Consider the following 15,874-nt stretch of genomic DNA (forward strand, 5'->3'; position numbering starts at 1 on the left):
TTGAGGCTTAATTGACCTCTAACTAAGGCTTAATTGAAGCCTTAAAGGGCGTTAGTTAGAAGCTAATTAAGCACCTTTTGTTTTCTGACTTTGTAATCTATTGATTAACTGATAGTTGCAACTATGCTTTTTGATGGTCATTTCTTGAGTTCAAAAGTGCCTTTTATAGAGATGTTTGTAAATATATTTCAATCACAAAATTATCTTTTTTTTTATGAATAAGTGAGTGTTGTTGTCTAATAAACAAACTGATTTAAAATCAAGTTTAGTACTTCTTTCTATAAGAAGAAAGGGGTGAGAGAAGCTCATAAATAGAAACTTCTCTCACCCCCATAGGCTTTTATCTGTATAGAAAAGGAAGACTAAAACTTAGTAAGCGTGGTCGTCCTCAGCAATTTCCTTACGATCAATAGCCTTCTTGTCGATTGCACGCCAAGCATAAACAATGTATGCCAAAACGAATGGAACAAGGAAGCTAACATAGAACATAGCCTTCAATGTGAACTCACTTGAAGAACTGTTCTGAAGCGTCAATGAGCTCTGTAGCTCGGCTGTTGATGGATAGTAAGCTGTGTTGTTCCATCCTGCAATGAGGAAGAGAACCAAAACAACCAATACGACACCAATACCTGCAGGCCAAATACCACGTACATACTCTGGCTTAAGAACTGTCTTAACAATTCCGAAAAGCAAGAGAACAACACCTACAAGCAGAATGATAGCCAATGGCCACATTGCTAATAAGTTGTTCAGATACTTCATTGGCTCCATAACGATAACGCCAGCTTCATTTACTGCGTAGCCCTCACCTACCAATGTTACAATAAGGAAAGGCAAGAAGAACAGTAAGAAAAGAACTGTGTTAACGAGCAACTGCTTGCGAACACGTCCACGGATAATATCATCGTTCACATTATTATTAATATAGAGTGTACCGAGGATACGTGCAAGGAATACTACTGAAATACCAAAGATAACTACCCAAGGATTGAGCAGTACGTCGAGTCCACGTGAACCATTTGCCCAATGAGAGATAACAGGCTGCATGAAGTCAGTAATGTTACCTTTTTCTACGATGAAGTTAGAACCTGTAAAGAAGGTTGCAACAGCTCCACCTAAGAGCAATGGACCAAGAATACCATTAATAATCAATCCCGTCTGGAAGGTACGAACACCAAAGAGGTTACCTGCCTTATTCTGGAATTCATAGCTAATAGCCTGAATGATAAATGTGAAGAGAATCAATACCCACACCCAATAAGCACCACCAAAACTGGTACTATAGAACAATGGGAAAGAAGCAAAGAATGCTCCACCGAATGTTACGAGTGTTGTAAAGGTGAACTCCCACTTACGACCTGTTGAATTAATGAGCATACGGCGCTCTTCTTCTGTCTTACCCAATTGGAAAATCATTGAGTTTGCACCCTGCACGAACAGCAGGAAGACAAGTAGCGCGCCTAAAAGTGAGACGATGAACCACCAGTAGTGTTGTAGAAAATCGTATGTCATAGTTCTGGTCCTTTCTTAATTTGCTTACACATAATACTAACTTCAACTGTCAACATTGCAGTAAAGAGAACAAGGAAGAGGAAGAAGGTGAATGCGATACCACCACTTGAGAGGTCGCTCACTGCTGCCCATGTTGGAAGCATATCCTGGATTGTCCATGGCTGGCGGCCAAATTCGGCAACAAGCCATCCACACTCACTTGCAATAAAAGCTAATGGAATGAGTGCAATACCTACTCTCTGTAACCAGCGTGGACGAGTAATATCTTTCTTGTAAACAATAAACAATATCACTGCAAAGATAAGGATGAAGAAACATCCAAGGCCTACCATAATGCGGAATGACCAGAAGTTAACAGGAATGAATGGTACAACCTGCTTAGCATCCTTAATATATCCATAGCCAAAGTACTTCATATCCTTTTCAAGAACTTTGAGATTAGACTCTTTGTCCTTTCCTGCACGATAGTCTTTAAGTGCTTGGATGGCATTACGACCACGTTCCTGCTTCTCCTTCAACGATGGTTCCATTGTGCCGTCAGCCTTCTTATAACCACGGATAATATCCTTTACACCAGGAACATAACCATGAGCATCCTTTGTTGCAAGGATAGAAAGCATGTTAGGTACAGCTATTCGCATAGGAGGTTCAGACTGGTTCATGTAATCAGGCTGCTCAAATGGGTTCACCCAAGCAACTGCTGTCAAACTCTGATCAGTACCTCCTTCATAGAGAGCTTCCATAGCTGCAAGCTTCATTGGCTGTGATTGCGCTACCATATAAGCAGAGTTATGACCTGTAGAACCTGCTAAAAGAGAAGCTACAAGACCAACAGCTGCACCTACCTTAATACTCTCCTTTGCAAGCTCTATGTGACGCTTACGAAGCAGATACCAGCAACTTACACCAACTGTGAATGCTGCGCCCAATATCCAAGAAGAAGTAATGGTATGTGTGAACTTGTCAATTGCAAATGGACTCAGTGCAACATCGAGGAATGAGGTCATCTCATTACGCATCGTATCAGGGTTGAATGTACAACCGATAGGATACTGCATCCACGCATTAGCCACGAGAATCCACCATGCTGAGAGCGTTGCTCCCAATCCAGTGAGCCATGTTGATGCAAGGTGGAAGCCCGCTGAAACCTTGTTCCAACCGAAGAACATCACTGCAACAAATGTTGACTCCATAAAGAAAGCCAAGATTCCTTCGATGGCAAGTGGTGCACCAAAGATGTCACCAACGAACCAAGAATAATTGCTCCAGTTAGTTCCAAACTCGAACTCAAGGATGATACCAGTAGCAACACCCATGGCAAAGTTAATACCAAACAATCGCTGCCAGAAGCGAGTTGCAGTACGCCAGAACTCCTTTCGGGTGCGATAATAACAAGTCTCCATGATTCCCATTACGACAGCTAAGCCCAGTGTCAAGGGAACGAAAAGCCAGTGATAGATGGCTGTCAGTGCAAACTGTGCACGTGACCAGTCAACAGTTCCTGGATCAATGGCTAAAAGTAGGTTTTCCATTGTTTGTTGTTATTTATTAAAATGTTATGAATTGAATATATTGCTATCGGTAATAAATGATGATAATAACTGAAGTTCGTTATCTTTTCATCAGTTGTTGCTCAATGAATTCACCCTCTTTTCCTTTTTCTGCATTCGCTTTTAGAAAGTTTGGAAAGAAGAAAATTTTTAACACAAGGAACATAATAGCCAACTTAACTATTATCACTGTCCAAAGTGTTTTACCCAATGTCATGTGCCGAAACCCATCATAATAGAGGTCAAACGCACGATAAAAGAAATTGTTTTTGTTCACTGTATGAAATGTTTTCGTACTTGTATTTTATACAAACCTATCCTGCAAAGTTAAACATTTATTTTCAAAGTTATTCTATATTTCCCTAAAAATAGGCATATTTTTGTATTTTAATGATTATCACTTTCCTTTTCCTTGTTAATCAATAGAAAAAGACTATTTTTGCATAAAGATATTTTAGAAGAATTAAATAATGAAAAAGTTATTCACCATAGCAATGTTATTGGGTGTCACCTTGGGCATTCATGCACAGGAGGTGTACTCTCTGCAGAAGTGTCGTGAGCTGGCTTTACAAAACAATCGTCAGCTAAAGGTTTCGCGTATGACAGTAGATGTGGCAGAAAACACACGTAAGGCAGCTAAGACAAAGTATCTGCCACGTGTTGATGCACTTGCTGGTTATCAACACTTTTCACAAGAGATTTCACTTCTCAGCGATGATCAGAAGAATGCATTTAGCAATCTTGGAACAAATACTTTTGGGCAGTTAGGTGGTCAGATCGGACAGAACTTGACCTCGTTAGCACAACAAGGTATCCTCAGTCCACAGATAGCTCAGCAACTTGGTCAGCTCTTTAGCAATGTTGCGACACCACTCACTCAGGTAGGAAACAATATTGGACAAAGTATCAATGACGCATTCCGTTCAAACACAAAGAACGTCTATGCCGGTGGTATTGTTGTCAATCAACCTATTTATATGGGAGGTGCTATCAAAGCAGCTAACGATATGGCAGCTATTGGTGAGCAGATTGCACAAAACAATATCAGCCTTAAACGACAGTTAGTCCTCTATGGAGTTGATAATGCGTATTGGCTTGCTATCTCCTTAAAGAAGAAAGAAGCGTTAGCAATTCGCTATCGTGATTTAGCTCAAAAGCTCAATGAGGATGTTAAGAAGATGATACGCGAGGGTGTAGCTACTCGAGCTGATGGATTGAAGGTTGAGGTAGCTGTTAATACAGCTGACATGCAAATTGCTCGTATTCAAAGTGGTGTTTCATTGGCAAAGATGGCATTGTGCGAACTTTGTGGTCTTGATTTGAATGGTGATATACCTCTGTCTGATGAAGGTGATGCCGACCTCCCTCCTACTCCATCAACGCAGTTTGACAACTATACAGTCTCTTCTTCAGATACAACAGGGCTTAACGAAGCTCGCCCAGAGCTACGTCTCTTACAGAATGCTGTTGATTTGAGCATACAGAATACCAAACTTATTCGTTCACTTTATATGCCTCATGTACTTCTTACTGCTGGCTATTCCGTATCAAATCCGAATCTCTTTAATGGTTTTCAGAAACGTTTTACGGACTTATGGAACATTGGAATAACAGTTCAAGTACCAGTATGGAATTGGGGAGAAAACAAATATAAGATACGCGCAAGTAAGACCGCTACGACTATAGCACAGTTAGAAATGGATGACGTACGTAAGAAGATTGACTTGGAGATAGAGCAGAACAGACTCCGTCTTAAAGATGCAAACAAGCAACTTGCTACCTCTCAGAAGAATATGGCTGCTGCAGAAGAGAACCTTCGTTGTGCCAACGTAGGCTTCAAAGAGGGTGTTATGACGGTTACAGAAGTTATGGCTGCTCAGACTGCTTGGCAGACTTCACGCATGGCAATCATTGATGCAGAAATCAGCGTAAAGTTAGCACAAACAGGATTACAAAAGGCTCTTGGCGGTTTATAATACAAGTTTGAACTTTGAGACTTGCATTTCATGGAGTATTAGAAAGTCACAAACTCATATCTTAAAGGTTCATATTGCAAGAATAAAATACTTAATACATAAAAATCAAACTTCAAAAATATGTCAGCAAAATCACAACATAATAACATACTTTTAGCCGTAATAGGCTTTGTTTCTGTAGTAGTTATCGTGGCCGTTATTGGTTATTTCACCATTGACCGCACAGAAGAAACCATACAAGGAGAAGTAGAAGTAAGTGAATATCGTGTAGCTTGTAAGTTCCCAGGCCGTATCACAGACATTAAAGTAAAAGAAGGCGACTTTGTTCACAAGGGAGACGTCCTTGCTACATTGGCTATCCCTGAAGCAAGTACACAAGAGAAAGTGGCTGAAGCTGCGGCTGGTGCAACAGATGCTTTGAGTGCTTTGGCAGAAGGTCCTACACGTCGTGAGACTGTAGAAAGTGCTTATCAAATTTATCAGCAGGCTATTGCAGCAAATGATATTGCCGAAAAGACCTACGGTCGTATGCAACGATTGTACGACGAAGGAGTGATGAGTGCACAGAAACGTGATGAGGCTATGGCAGCATACGAAGCAACAAAGGCTGGTGTACAAGTTGCTAAATCGCAGTGGGAACTTGCTAAAAATGGTGCACAACGTGAGACAAAAGAGGCTGCAAGAAAGCAAGCGCAGGCTGCTCGTTCTGCAGTTGATGTTGTTCGATCAGTCTTGAAAGAAACCGTACAGCGTGCAACAGCAGACGGAGAGGTTGAAACAATCTATCCAAAGGTAGGTGAACTTGTCGGCTTAGGTAGTCCTATTATGAGTATCTCAATGGTTGATGATATATGGGGAACCTTTAATGTTCGTGAGGATCAACTCAAGGACATGAAGGTTGGTACAGTTCTAAAAGCCTTTGTTCCTGCTCTTGATAAGAATATTGAACTGCGTGTAACCTCCTTAAAGGATAAAGGTTCTTATGCTGTGTGGAAGGCTACTAAGACCAATGGACAGTATGATCTAAAGACATTCCAAGTTAAGGCAAAACCAACAAAGAAGGTTGAAGGTTTAAAGCCTGGTATGTCGTTGATACTAAAGAAGTAGGACCTCCCTCAGCCCCTCCAAAGGAGGGGAGTTGCCTAACGGGATGTTAGTTCTCTAATAATGGCAAAAGCAAAACTCTCTTAGCACCTTCTATAGATGTGCTGATGGTAAACACATGTGGTGCTGATGGCTAACCCCAATGGTGCTAAGGATTAATACTAAAGACAGAGGGGCTTGCTTTACTAATAAGCTATTAAAAAATCATTATTTAAAGACCATCTAACAAAGACATTTAAAGGCAGTTTTCCTCACATAATATCCTTTTATATAGGGAGTTGAGGAGGCTTTTTAATCATAATGAAGAAGTTACTCTTATACATAAGAAGGATTGTTAATCTCTCTGCTCGTGAAGTTGGATTGATGATACATAACCCCATCTACATCTGTTGTATGGTGGTTTTTCCTCTTGTTATCATCTTTTTCTTTACATCTCTGATGAGTACTGGGCAGCCAGAAAAACTCCCTTGTGGTGTTGTCGACAATGATAACACTTCTGTTACACGTGCTATGATTCGTCAGTTGGATGGTTTTCAAAGTACTCGTGTCGCAGGGCATTACAACAATGTATCTGAAGCACGTAAAGCCATACAGCGCAATGAGATATATGGTTTCCTCTATATCCCAGAAGGAACAACGGCTAAGCTTGTTTCCCAGCGGCAGCCAGAGGTATCTTTCTATTATAGTAATGTGACACTCGTTGCGGGAGGTATGATTTTCAAAGACCTCAAGACTGTAACTACTCTTAGTTCTGCAGCTGTTGGTGCAGCTAAGTTGCAGATGCTTGGAAAGACGCCTGATGAGATTAAAACAATCATTCAGCCAATAGGTCTCGACGTACACATGGTTGGTAATCCTTGGATGAACTATAATGTTTATTTAAGTAGTATTATGATTCCTGGTATTCTGGTGCTATTCATGTTTCTTATTACCGCCTATTCTATCGGTACAGAACTAAAGTTTGGTAGAGCTAATGAGTGGATGTCTATGGCTGGAAATAATATTTTTTTAGCACTTACAGGTAAACTATTACCACAGACACTCATCTTCTTATCCATATTTTTAGGATATGAATGGTATGTCTATGGTTATCTAAACTTTCCACACCCCGGTGGGCTGGGCATGATTATCTTCCTTGCCATACTTACTGTACTGTCATCTCAGGGATTCGGTGTTTTTGTCTTTGGATTGATGCCTTCTCTGCGAATGTCTATGAGTATATGTTCTCTTTGGGCTGTGGTAGGCTTCTCTGCCTGTGGTGCAACCTTCCCACTATTTGCTATGGACGGTATGATTGAAGCCTTGGCACAGATTATACCATTGCGCCATTACTATATGATTTATCAAATCTGTATCTTTAATGGGTATCCTTTGATAAATGCGTGGGTGAATGTCATAGCACTGGTAGCTTTTGCCTCACTGCCAATCCTTGTGATTAGAAATATTAAACGAGCAATGGTTGAATATGTGTATATACCTTAAAGATATGCAAGTGTCAGCCACTAACGGTCATAAAGGATGAGTTTATGTGCAGAATTTTATCAAAGGAAAAGTTCCATAAAGAGTTATATTTATGTGTATTACTCATCTCTGATTAAATAATCTCTCAAAGAAGAGGGTTAACAAACGGTCAATTATGTCAGAAACAAAGAATACAACGAAGTCTATTAACAAAAAGAAAGCAAGCTCAGGACCACTGAGTTTTCTGTCTTCTCTTTGTTATATATGGTGGTTGGAGACGAAGAGTACGATTAAAGACGAAGGAGTATTAATATTCTTTCTTGTTGTACCTTTGGCTTACCCACTGCTTTACTCATGGATATATAATAATGAGGTGGTGCGTGAAGTTCCTGTCGCTATTGTCGATTTATCTCACTCTTCATCTTCACGTGAGTTTATTCAAGACTTTGATGCGTCACCTGATGTACGTGCTGCCTACTATTGTAATAATCTGCAAGAGGCTGAAGCATTGGTAGGAAAACAGGCTGTACATGGTGTACTCTACTTTCCAAGTGACTTTGATCGCACTTTGCACCGTGGTGAAAAGGCTCATGTGGGCGTGTATTGTGATATGAGTCTGATGCTTACTTATAAGGCTATCTATCAGACTGCATTGGCAGTATCAATGGAAATAGGTACTGACATAAAGAAAGAACATACCTTATCGTTTACAGAAAGAGATGAAGAGGTTAGCACCGAACCAATGATAGTAGATGCAGAGCCTATCTTTAACACAACGGGAGGTTATGGTAATGCTATTCTTCCTGGTGTGTTGATTCTTATTCTACAGCAAACATTACTTCTCGGAATTGGCTTATCAGCAGGTACAGCACGTGAAAACAACCGTTTCCAAGATCTTGTCCCTATCGGTAAACACTACAATGGAATTATGAAGATAGTACTGGGCAAATCCTCTTGCTATTTCATGATTTATTGTGTTATGGCAGCATACGTAACAATGGTTGTACCCCATTTGTTTAACTTCACGATGCTTGCCCGTCCTGCTGACCTCTTTTGGCTTCTGTTGCCATATTTGTTAGCGGTTATCTTCTTCGGTATGACTATCTCGTGTCTTGTGCGTTATCGTGAGAATGTGATGCTTTTAGTGGTCTTTACCTCTATCCCTTTCCTTTTCCTTACGGGTGCATCATGGCCACAGAGTAGTATTCCTGGTGGCTGGCAGGGTGTCAGTTGGCTTATTCCTTCCACCTTTGGCGTTCGTGGATATTTACGAATAGCCTCTATGGGTGCTACCATTGATGATGTATTGCCAGAAGTTCGTGCGTTATGGATACAAGCAGCCGTATATTTTGTTACAACCTGCTTTGTCTATAGGTTCCAGATTATCAATGCTCGTAAACATGCTATCTCACACTATCAGATGATTCAAGATAGGATTAAGACTGCTCGTGAGAAGAAGTCTAAGGAATAATAAACATTCTAAGAAAAGGTTTTAGCATACAATGCTCTTTATTGATATAATAGAGAAGTAGAACCCTTTACAGCAGAAAGAATAATCTACTTTGTAAATATTTTTCACCATCACTATTCTTATCAAGGCTTAATTGGCTTTGAAAAGACGCCCTTTTGACTTGCAAAAGGTGCCCTTTTGAAGTCTTACTAACGCCCTTTTGAAGGCCAATTAAGCACCTTTTCTCATGCAATCTTGTAACATCTTAATAGCAAGACAGTTACAAAGGCAAATAAAATAGTACTTTTTTACCTGATTTCTATAAAGAGATTAAGGATTAATGTAAAATAAATTCAAATACTATCTATTCTAAAAAGTAAGTGTTTATAGCCCCAATTTGAATTGAATAAGACAAATGGGAATATAAGTTTATACGTCTATTAGATACATCTATAATAAACTATAAACTTGTATTCCCATAACTAATATATCTTCTTATATCACTCTTAAAAGTAGAAGTGTCCTCTCTTCTTTGTGTTAAATGCTACCCTTATGCAAGGTGGAAAAGAAAGACTTACTTTGATGTGTCTCTATGTAGCACACTTCCGTTTGCCTGATGCGTAGCAAGAACAAGCACTTCGGCAATCTGAACATGCGCAGGAGCAGAAGCAGCATAGAACACAACCTCAGCTATATCGGCACCAGTGAGTGGCTTAACACCTTCATATACTTTTTCAGCACGAGCATCATTGCCATGAAAACGTACGTTAGAGAAGTGGGTTTCTACCAATCCAGGCTTTACATTCGTCACACGTACAGAGGTATGTGCAAGGTCGATACGGAGTCCGTCGGTAATAGTCTTTACTGCTGCCTTTGTACCACAATAGACATTACCGCCTGCATAGGCTGCATCGCCTGCCACAGAACCGATATTAATAACATGTCCACTATCACGTTTTACCATTCTTGGAACAACAAGGCGTGTCATGGTTAAGAGTCCTTTGATATTGGTATCAATCATCGTTTCCCAATCTTCAAAGCTACCTTCATATTCAGGTTCTAAGCCAAGAGCCAAACCAGCATTGTTAATTAAGACATCAATCTGCTGCCATTCAAGTGGTAGGCTGTTGATAGCTGCAGTTGCCGCATTACGATTACGTACGTCAAAAGCAAGTGCTAACACTCTCACTCCTTCTGCTTCGAGTTCTTTCTTTAGGTTAGCAAGAAGTTGTGCTCTACGCCCAGTAATGATAACATCATAACCTCCTTGCGCAAACTTACGTGCACAGGCTTCGCCAATTCCACTGGTAGCACCAGTAATCAATACTATTTTTCTCATATTATGACTAAGTTATTATTGAAAGACAATATAGTTTAAGACAAACTAATAGAAAGGAGAACTTGCTTCCCTTACCAGTTTCTTATGTAATGGTTAGTATCTATAAAGCACTACTATTATTTATTCGACACCGCCACACCTATTAATATCAACGCACTCCCGACATAGGCTATGGCTGTCATTGGCTCGTTGAGGAAGATAGCACTGGTTGCTACTGTGGTGATAGGGTTTAGATATAGATAGTTCGATGATGTCATGGCACCAATCTTCGCAATGACTAATGTCCACAGAACAAAGCAAAGGAAAGACGCTACAAGACCAAGGAACAATAGGTTTAAGATAACTTTCGGTGTGAGGAGCATGGAGGTAGTTGCCGTCCATGGGTCAAAAAGAAAGGCTGGCAATACCGTTACAAGTCCGTAGAAGAATATCTTACGTGTTATAAAAACAGCCGAATAACTGTTTGATATCTTCTTCATTAGTAAGGAATAAACAGCCCAACATAGTGATGCCAATAACGTGAGGAGGTCGCCCAAAGGATTCAGATGTAGGACAAAACTACCATTGAAGATAACGATAGCAACACCCATCAAGGCTATCAACGAACCGAGAATCAATGACCAACTTGCTTTAATACTCTTCACAAAGGTAATACCAAGTAGTACTGTAAGCAGTGGTGCAGTACAAACAATGAAACTAACGTTATTGACATAAGTAAGTCCTACTGCATAGTTTTCTGCAAGGAAGAACACTGAACCTCCCGTTATACCTAATAAAACCATAATTAATTCATCACGCCATGTATGAGAAAAAAGCTGACGTGGCGAGATAAACCATATACAAATATAGGCAATAACAAAGCGTAGGAAAAAGATTTCCAACGGTGTTAACCCACTGTTATAAAGCACCTTTGTGTTTACAAAGGTAGTGCCCCATACGGCGACAATAGCAATGGCAAGAAGATGCCATAGTATGTTTTTATTCTTGATGTTCGGCATATTTCCTAAGAGGATTAGGTAAGGTTTTACCCTTTGTGATAAGAATTATTACGGAAGTAATGATAAGTACACAACCAATAATAATAGATGTTGTGAGTGGTTCGCCCATGAGTGTGATACCAATAGTCATTGCAGTGAGTGGCTCAAAGGCTCCTAAGATAGCAACACTGGCAGAATCAATCAAGGTGAGTGAACGAACCAATGTAACGTTACTGATAGTGGTTGGAATCAAACCCAGTAGTATCAATGAAAGGAAAGAGTCTGCATTCGTAATTCGTTGTACACCTCCTGTCGTAAATGTTGCATAAAGAATGAGTAGCAACATTGCCATAAAAAAGATGTAGAAATTAACCTTCAACGCCGGCAACTTACGAATACGCATATGAGGGAAAAGTACCATATAGATAGCATACAGCAGTCCTGAAGACATGGCAAGTGTAACACCCCACATCGACTTAATACCGTCTGTATGCCCTATTCCACCAAGAAAAGCCACACCGGCAATAGCAAGTAAAATAGCTAAGGATATGCGAATTGTAAGTTTTTCATTAAAGAAAAGAATGAGAAGAATCTCCGTCCATACCGGATAAGAGAATAGCAGGGTGGTAGCTATACCACCAGGCATATATTCGTAACTACTGAAAAGACATACAGCCGACACAGCATACAGAATCGAAAGGAATGTGATACGGAGTCCATCTCCCCATCGTATATGTAGATTTTGCTTACGCCATAAGAGGATCACCATCATAAAAAGACAACCGAAGGCGAAACGATAGATTAAAACTGACGGCAATAACATTCCCGATTCCATTACAGGAATGGAGAAAAGCGGGATAGTACCGAACGTAATTGCAGAAAGGCTGGCATAGCCATAACCCTTTATAGTGGAAGAATTATTCACGATTTATATGTGTGTTGATTAACGCTAATATAAGTGCAAATTTACATATTTTTCTGCAATATATGTACCGAAAGCTTCTATAAAAAGGTCAAGAATAGGGAATAATGACTATACCATGAGGTATGGCAACAATAAATAGCTTTTACTTTGGCTAACTATTGCAAGGCATTTAGCCCCCAACACCATTGGTGCTTACCATTAGCACCACATGTGCGGAGCATCAACTCCTTGGCAAACATAGTCTTTTAATTGGGGAGAGAACCATATAATATGGCGCACTAAACGTTAAATATAAGTTAAATCTTAGGTAACTATTTCCTATTTAAGTAATAACATTTACTTTTGTCAACCGATAAATAAATTAAGAAACAAGGGGTGCTTCACGGTTGTGTTGCTGAGATTATACCCATAGAACCTGACGCTGATAATGCAGCCGCAGGGATTGTCTCATTCTATACTTACACTTTGTTTGTCATTAATGAGACTGTTTTCTATCTCGTATCATCTTTTGAAAAACTGCAATAGACGTACCTCTACAAACCGATATGGTGCATGAGATATATTTGTGCATTGACAATTGCAGGCTCTGACTGTAGCGGTGGAGCTGGAATACAAGCAGACATAAAGACTATGTCAGCCTTGGGTGTCTATGCTGCAGCTGTTATTACATCTATTACTGTGCAAAATACGAAAGGTGTACAGGCTGTTTATGGCATGAATCCTCTTATCGTTGCAGATCAGATTAAGGCGGTTATGGACGATATAAAACCTGATGCTGTAAAGATTGGGATGGTAAATGATTGTGCTACTATACACGCCATAGCTGATACGTTGAAGTTTTATCCGAACATTCCGATAGTGATTGATCCGATTATGATATCTACGAGTGGCTTTAGACTTATGAAACAAGATACTTTAGAACTATTTTGTCATTCTTTGCTTCCTATGTCTACCCTACTGACTCCTAATCTTCCTGAGGCTGAGATATTGTCAAATATGAAAATATATACTATTGATGACATGGATATAGCAGCACAAAGAATCTTGAGTTTGGGGTGTAAAGCTGTTCTGATAAAAGGAGGACATGCGAAAGGAGATAGAAAGGTAGATCGACTTTATACGACTAATGAAGGTGTACAAACTTTCACCCATAAAACAATAGACACCCGAAACACTCATGGAACAGGTTGTACTCTATCCTCTGCTATCACTTCCTTTATAGCACGTAGACTGGATTTAGCTGATGCTATAGCTGCTGCAAAGAACTATCTTTCTCAAGCATTGGAAGCTGGTAAGGATATTCATATAGGCGAAGGACACGGGCCTGTCAACCATTTGTTTAATCCTAAGAAACTAATAACTTTATGATACAATTTATTACACATACCAATGAACGCTATGATTACATAGATGGCGTTCGAATGGCACTCGAAGGAGGATGCCGATGGATTCAACTTCGAATGAAAGATGCTTCAGAAGAGGAGGTTCTGAAGACTGCTAAAAGTACGAGAAAACTATGCAGACAATACGATGCAGTCCTTATTCTTGATGACTATGTAGAACTGGTAGAAAGGACAGGTGCTGATGGTGTGCATCTTGGTAAGAACGATATGCCTATCGATAAAGCACGTCGCCTTATTGGAAAGGATAAAATCATTGGTGGTACAGCAAATACTTTTGAGGATATCAAACGTATTTATTCTGCTGGAGCAGACTACATTGGTTGTGGTCCTTTCCGTTTTACTACGACCAAGAAAAAGCTATCTCCTATCTTAGGGTTAGATGGGTATAGCCGTATCATTGAGCAAATGACTGCTTACGGGATTAATATTCCTGTTATTGCCATTGGTGGTATACTTCTACAAGATGTATCGGATATAATGCAGACAGGGGTAAGTGGTGTAGCTGTTAGTGGTGCTATCCTTAATGCTAACAATGGTTATGACCCAGTTACCACCATGAAAAGATTTATTAATGAACTTAAATCAAACAATAAATGAAAGCAGAATTCAAGTTTAGTTATCCTTCCTCTGAGAAGGTTTACCTAAGTGGAAAACTCTATCCTGAACTCAAAGTGGGAATGCGTAAAGTACATCTTACACCTACTGTTACTATCAAGAAAGGAGAAAGATGTGAGGAAAACAATGCTCCTGTGTATATATATGATACCAGTGGTGCTTACAGTGATCCTAATATTGATATCAACTTAGAGTGCGGACTGCCTAAACTTCGACAGCCTTGGGTCATAAAACGTAAGGAAAGAGAGACCCAAATGTATTTCGCCAAACAGGGTATAATAACTGAAGAGATGGAATATGTTGCCATCAGAGAGAATATGAATTGTGAGGAATTGGGTATCGACACGCGTATCACTCCAGCGTTTGTATGCAAGGAAATTGCCGAAGGGAGGGCTGTAATACCTGCTAACAAAAAGCATCCAGAATCTGAACCGATGATTATCGGGACGAACTTTCTTGTGAAGATAAACGCCAATATCGGCAATTCCTCCACATCTTCTGATATCGAACAAGAGATTGAAAAGGCTGTTTGGAGTTGTAAATGGGGTTGCGATACATTAATGGATTTATCTACAGGTAAGGATATTCATGAGACACGAGAACGAATTCTTCGTAACTGTCCTGTACCAGTTGGGACTGTACCTATGTATCAAGCTTTTGAGAAAGTTAATGGGAAAATTGAAGCTCTTAACTGGGAAATCTTCCGTGATACCTTAATTGAACAGTGCGAACAAGGAGTGGATTACTTTACAATTCATTGTGGCATACGATTAAAGAATATACATCTTGCTGACAATCGATTGACAGGTATCGTAAGTCGTGGCGGTAGTATTATCTCTAAATGGTGTAAGGAACATCAGAAAGAGAGTTTCCTCTATGAACATTTTGATGATATATGTGATATCTGTGCAAGGTATGATGTTGCTATATCGTTGGGAGACGGACTACGTCCTGGTTGTACGCACGATGCGAATGATGCGGCTCAATTTGCTGAACTTGACACGATGGGCGAATTAGTTGAGCGTGCATGGGATAAGAATGTACAGGTCTTTATTGAAGGTCCTGGTCATGTTCCAATGCATAAAATCAAGGAGAATATGGAACGACAGATTAATAAGTGCCATGGTGCACCCTTCTATACATTAGGTCCACTTGTCACAGATATTGCACCAGCATACGACCATATCACTTCTGCTATTGGTGCATCTCTCATTGGATGGTATGGAACAGCCATGCTATGTTATGTAACACCAAAGGAACATCTTGCCCTACCTGAGAAAGAAGATGTACGTATTGGTGTCATCACTTATAAGATAGCTGCCCACGCAGCAGACCTTGCAAAGGGACATCCAAGTGCTTCTATCCGTGATAATGCATTGAGTAAAGCACGTTACGACTTTCGTTGGAAAGACCAGTTTAACTTAGCACTCGACCCTGAGCGTGCGCTTGAATATTACAAAGCAAGCAACTCTGTTGATGCAAACTATTGTACAATGTGCGGTCCACATTTCTGTGCTGCACGTATAAGTCATTCTCTCAAGGACTGTGAGGAATAAGCAAAA

Annotated in this window: 13 protein-coding genes and 1 riboswitch; of the genes, 7 read left to right on the forward strand and 6 right to left on the reverse strand. The window is 40.0% G+C overall.

Annotated features, from left to right (window positions below):
• Positions 1 to 369: 369 nt before the first annotated feature.
• From HMPREF0659_RS03915 to HMPREF0659_RS03925, 3 genes are all read right to left on the reverse strand, one after another.
• The gene (locus HMPREF0659_RS03915) at positions 370 to 1,512 is read right to left on the reverse strand and encodes a cytochrome d ubiquinol oxidase subunit II (protein ID WP_013264086.1); all 1,143 of its coding nucleotides are present in this window, start codon (positions 1,510 to 1,512) and stop codon (positions 370 to 372) included.
• Positions 1,509 to 3,044 (reverse strand): cytochrome ubiquinol oxidase subunit I, encoded by a 1,536-nt coding sequence (locus HMPREF0659_RS03920; protein ID WP_013264766.1) that lies wholly within the window; start codon positions 3,042 to 3,044, stop codon positions 1,509 to 1,511. The genes HMPREF0659_RS03915 and HMPREF0659_RS03920 overlap by 4 nt, the downstream gene beginning before the upstream one ends.
• Positions 3,045 to 3,123: 79 nt before the next feature.
• Positions 3,124 to 3,339 (reverse strand): DUF4492 domain-containing protein, encoded by a 216-nt coding sequence (locus HMPREF0659_RS03925; protein WP_004361154.1) that lies wholly within the window; start codon positions 3,337 to 3,339, stop codon positions 3,124 to 3,126.
• Between the two features lie 193 nt (positions 3,340 to 3,532).
• On the opposite strand from HMPREF0659_RS03925, the gene HMPREF0659_RS03930 reads away from it, so the two are divergent.
• The 4 genes from HMPREF0659_RS03930 (at position 3,533) to HMPREF0659_RS03945 (ending at position 9,074) form a co-directional block, all read left to right on the forward strand.
• Positions 3,533 to 5,038, forward strand: coding sequence for a TolC family protein (locus HMPREF0659_RS03930; protein ID WP_013263833.1), 1,506 nt, complete (start codon positions 3,533 to 3,535; stop codon positions 5,036 to 5,038).
• Positions 5,039 to 5,158: 120 nt separating this feature from the next.
• Positions 5,159 to 6,145 (forward strand): HlyD family secretion protein, encoded by a 987-nt coding sequence (locus HMPREF0659_RS03935; protein ID WP_013264712.1) that lies wholly within the window; start codon positions 5,159 to 5,161, stop codon positions 6,143 to 6,145.
• A gap of 297 nt (positions 6,146 to 6,442) precedes the next feature.
• Positions 6,443 to 7,624, forward strand: coding sequence for an ABC transporter permease (locus HMPREF0659_RS03940; RefSeq protein ID WP_013264476.1), 1,182 nt, complete (start codon positions 6,443 to 6,445; stop codon positions 7,622 to 7,624).
• 154 nt (positions 7,625 to 7,778) lie between these two features.
• Positions 7,779 to 9,074, forward strand: a complete 1,296-nt coding sequence (locus HMPREF0659_RS03945; RefSeq protein WP_013263983.1) for an ABC transporter permease — start codon at positions 7,779 to 7,781, stop codon at positions 9,072 to 9,074.
• Positions 9,075 to 9,627: 553 nt separating this feature from the next.
• On the opposite strand, the gene HMPREF0659_RS03950 is transcribed toward HMPREF0659_RS03945, so the two are convergent.
• The 3 genes from HMPREF0659_RS03950 to HMPREF0659_RS03960 form a co-directional block, all read right to left on the reverse strand.
• On the reverse strand, positions 9,628 to 10,392 hold the full coding sequence (locus HMPREF0659_RS03950) for an SDR family oxidoreductase (protein ID WP_013265016.1): 765 nt from the start codon (positions 10,390 to 10,392) through the stop codon (positions 9,628 to 9,630).
• Positions 10,393 to 10,508: 116 nt separating this feature from the next.
• Positions 10,509 to 11,390, reverse strand: coding sequence for a DMT family transporter (locus HMPREF0659_RS03955; RefSeq protein WP_013264271.1), 882 nt, complete (start codon positions 11,388 to 11,390; stop codon positions 10,509 to 10,511).
• Entirely contained in the window at positions 11,371 to 12,294 is a 924-nt protein-coding gene (locus HMPREF0659_RS03960; RefSeq protein WP_013263884.1) for a DMT family transporter, read from the reverse strand. Before HMPREF0659_RS03960 ends, HMPREF0659_RS03955 begins: the two co-directional genes overlap by 20 nt.
• A gap of 361 nt (positions 12,295 to 12,655) precedes the next feature.
• Positions 12,656 to 12,754: riboswitch (TPP riboswitch) on the forward strand.
• A 92-nt stretch (positions 12,755 to 12,846) separates the two neighbouring features.
• Here HMPREF0659_RS03960 and thiD point away from each other — a divergent pair.
• Genes thiD through thiC form a run of 3 tightly spaced genes read left to right on the forward strand, consistent with a single transcriptional unit; the run spans position 12,847 to position 15,868 of the window.
• The gene (thiD, locus tag HMPREF0659_RS03965) at positions 12,847 to 13,662 is read left to right on the forward strand and encodes a bifunctional hydroxymethylpyrimidine kinase/phosphomethylpyrimidine kinase (RefSeq protein WP_013264572.1); all 816 of its coding nucleotides are present in this window, start codon (positions 12,847 to 12,849) and stop codon (positions 13,660 to 13,662) included.
• On the forward strand, positions 13,659 to 14,294 hold the full coding sequence (locus HMPREF0659_RS03970) for a thiamine phosphate synthase (RefSeq protein WP_013264568.1): 636 nt from the start codon (positions 13,659 to 13,661) through the stop codon (positions 14,292 to 14,294). The genes thiD and HMPREF0659_RS03970 overlap by 4 nt, the downstream gene beginning before the upstream one ends.
• Positions 14,291 to 15,868 carry a phosphomethylpyrimidine synthase ThiC gene (gene thiC, locus HMPREF0659_RS03975; protein ID WP_013264013.1) on the forward strand — a complete coding sequence of 526 codons (1,578 nt, stop codon included), beginning with the start codon at positions 14,291 to 14,293 and terminating at the stop codon, positions 15,866 to 15,868. Before HMPREF0659_RS03970 ends, thiC begins: the two co-directional genes overlap by 4 nt.
• The last annotated feature ends 6 nt before the right edge of the window (positions 15,869 to 15,874 follow it).

The organism is Prevotella melaninogenica ATCC 25845, from assembly GCF_000144405.1.
In the GTDB taxonomy this organism is placed as follows: Bacteria; Bacteroidota; Bacteroidia; order Bacteroidales; family Bacteroidaceae; genus Prevotella; species Prevotella melaninogenica.